Source organism: Nocardia cerradoensis NBRC 101014, from assembly GCF_000308535.1.
Taxonomy (GTDB): Bacteria; Actinomycetota; Actinomycetes; order Mycobacteriales; family Mycobacteriaceae; genus Nocardia; species Nocardia cerradoensis.
Window position 1 is genome coordinate 1 of sequence record NZ_BAFW01000158.1, and the last position, 2654, is coordinate 2654.

2 protein-coding genes are annotated in these 2654 nt (G+C 65.4%); both read right to left on the reverse strand.

From position 1 onward, the window contains the following. Positions 1-97: 97 nt before the first annotated feature. On the reverse strand, positions 98-1702 hold the full coding sequence (locus ON23_RS16645) for an ABC-F family ATP-binding cassette domain-containing protein (RefSeq protein ID WP_039779273.1): 1605 nt from the start codon (positions 1700-1702) through the stop codon (positions 98-100). A gap of 187 nt (positions 1703-1889) precedes the next feature. Further along, on the reverse strand, positions 1890-2333 hold the full coding sequence (locus ON23_RS16650) for a nitroreductase/quinone reductase family protein (protein WP_039779274.1): 444 nt from the start codon (positions 2331-2333) through the stop codon (positions 1890-1892). Between the last annotated feature and the right edge of the window lie 321 nt (positions 2334-2654).

Sequence of the window (2654 nt, forward strand, 5' to 3'; positions counted from 1 at the left end):
GCCACACCCTAGCCGACCGCTTCAACAGCCCAGAACACCCACTTTAGTAGGAGTTTTCCCACGGGTGCACCGGTCCGGCTCGACGCACCCCGTCGGTTCAACCGGTTCCGGAGCCCGATTCATCCACCACCCCGTCCGCGGTGAGTTCCAGCCGGCGGGTGACCCCGATCTCGTCGAGGAAGCGCGGGTCGTGGCTGACCACGATCAGCGCCCCCTCGAAGCTGGTCAGCGCCTCGGTGAGATGACGGAGACTGGGCAGGTCCAGGTTGTTGGTGGGCTCGTCGAGCAGTAGCAGTTTCGGTGCCGGTTCGGCGAGCAGCAGCATCGCCAGCGCGGCCCGCAACCGCTCGCCACCCGAGAGCGCGCCCGCCGCGACATCGGCGTCACCGCCGCGGAACAGGAACCGCGCCAACTGTGCGCGAATCCGTTCGGCGCCGGCGTGCGGAGCGGCGGCGGACACATTGTCGAAGACCGACAACCGCTCGTCGAAGAGGTCGAGCCGCTGCGGCAGCAGCCGCCACGGCACCTTGGGCGGTTCCGCGACGAGCCGATGCAGCAGCGTGGTCTTACCGGCACCGTTGCGCCCGGTGAGCGCGATGCGTTCGGGACCGCTCACCCGCAGCGTGACCACCGGGCCGTTGGCCAGTCGCACCCCTTCCATCGCCACCACGTCCTGACCGGGATACAGCCTGGTCCCGGGCAGATCGACGCGGATCTCCCGATCGTCGCGCAGCAGTTCCTGGGCCTGTTCCAGAGTCGATCGGGCCTCCTCCACCTTGGCGATGTGGTTGTTGCGCAGTTTTCCGGCCGACACCTGCGCCTGCCGTTTGCGCTCGGCCATCACGATCTTCGGTTCACGTTTGGTGTCCCACATCTTCTGCCCGTAGCGCTGACGCCGGTCCAGTTTGATCCTGGCCTCGACCAGTTCACGCGACTGTTTGCGCACATCGCTGCGGGCATCGCGGATCGCCGCGCGGGCGGCCTCCTGTTCGGCCTCGACGATCTGCTCGTAATCGTCGAAATTCCCGCCGAACGTGCGGATCTCACCACGGCGCAGTTCGGCGACGGTCGTCACCCGCCGCAACAGTTCCCGGTCGTGGCTGACCGTCAGCACGGTGCCGGCGAAGCCCTCGACCACATCGTAAAGCCGTTGGCGGGCAGCGGAATCCAGATTGTTGGTGGGTTCGTCGAGTAACAGCACGTCGGGATCGCGCAGCAGTTCCGCCACCAGCCCGAGCAGCACCGTCTCGCCACCGGACAGGGTCTCCAGGCGCCGATCCAGTTGTGCCACATCGTCGGCCAGGTAGTTCAGGCCCAGCCGGCCGAGCAGCGCGATCGCCGATTCCTCGACATCCCAGCGGTTTCCGACCAGGTCGAAATCGGCATCGGTCCCCGCACCGGATTCGATGCGATGCAGCGCCGCCCGCACGGCACCGATGCCGAGAACGGCATCGACGCGCTGACCTGCGGCCAACCCGAGGTCCTGGCGCAGATATCCGAGCCGCCCGGCGACCGTCACCGAACCGCGGGCAGGGCGTAATTCCCCGGTGATCAGCCGCAACAGGGTGGATTTTCCGGCTCCGTTACTGCCCACCACACCGATGTGGCCGGGTCCGAGCACGGCGTCGAGACCGTCGAACACCGGGGTGCCGTCGGGCCAGGCGAAGGTGAGATCGGACAGCGAAATCGTCGAAATAGACATATGCGTGCTCCTGAGGGCGGCGGGAATGGCGCGCAGAAGTGCGGGCCACGCGATGGCTACCTCAGAAGAGCAACGGCACGACTCCGATCAACGGAAACAAGACTCGGCAACTCTAGCGAACCGGCGAAGGAGCCGCAAGATCACCTCGCCGGTGATATCGGTCACCGGCAACCGAAGTCGTTGTGGCTCAGTTGATCCGGAAGACGGGGAAGCCCGGCGCGATGGCGGCGAGTTCGGCGTCGGTGGCATCGGCGGTCACGCCCTCGAAGAATTTGCCGACCTCCCAGCCCCACTTCTTCAGGTACAGGCGCAGCACCGGCACCTTGTCGGCGTCGGCGACCTCGGTCACCGTGAACGCCTCGGTCTTGCGTCCCAGCCGGAGCTCCCCACCGCCGGCGACGCGGATATTGCGAACCCACTGGGTGCGACCACGCGGAGCGACCAGATACCGGGTCCCGTCCGCATCCTGCAGGACGTTGACCATCGTGGTCCGCCACTCCCCCGAGGTGCGACCGCGCACGGCCAGCAGCCGGGAACCCATCACGCTGATGCCCCATTTCGGCAGGACGTTGAAAATCCGGTTCATGATCGGGTCGATACCGGTGGGCGCGATGTACCGGGTGGCGTTCATGACTACTCCTCGCTTTTGTGAGCGGTGCTCTCTTTCGATGACTCAATCATGGCGCATCGACATCCCCCTGTCAAGAGCAGCGCTCACATTTCCGACAGTCCAGACCTCTGGACAAAATCAGCTGCGTTCAACGCCGTCAGGCGGGTATTCGGCCGACATGTACAGATATAGAACCTATGGGACAAACCGCACGGGTGGGCTGGCTGCGATCGTCAGCACGATCGGCGGTGTCCTCGCACTGATCGAGATCGTCTACATCCTGCTGCAGATCTTCGACGCCAACCAGACCAACCGGTTCTTCACCTTCATCAAGGGGTTGCC